The sequence below is a fragment of the Paenibacillus sp. BJ-4 genome (assembly GCF_020404765.1).
Classification (GTDB): Bacteria; Bacillota; Bacilli; order Paenibacillales; family Paenibacillaceae; genus Paenibacillus.
In genome coordinates this window covers 1-239 of the sequence record NZ_JAIVEM010000034.1, presented here as the reverse complement: position 1 = coordinate 239, position 239 = coordinate 1, and the positions used below count along the sequence as shown (strand labels likewise).

At 54.0% G+C, this 239-nt stretch carries 1 rRNA gene; it reads left to right on the top strand.

The annotated features are described in order from the left end of the window. Positions 1–239 (top strand): 23S ribosomal RNA (locus LCF57_RS07460); the annotation flags it as partial.

Genomic DNA, 239 nt, shown 5'->3' with positions numbered 1-239 from the left:
TGCATCAGGGGTAGGGGAGCGTTGAATGCGGGTTGAAGGTGTACCGGAAGGAGCGCTGGACTGCATTCAAGTGAGAATGCCGGTATGAGTAACGAAAAGATCTGTGAGAATCAGATCCGCCGAAAGCCTAAGGGTTCCTGAGGAAGGTTCGTCCGCTCAGGGTAAGTCGGGACCTAAGGCGAGGCCGATAGGCGTAGTCGAAGGACAACAGGTAGAAATTCCTGTACCACCGTAATCCG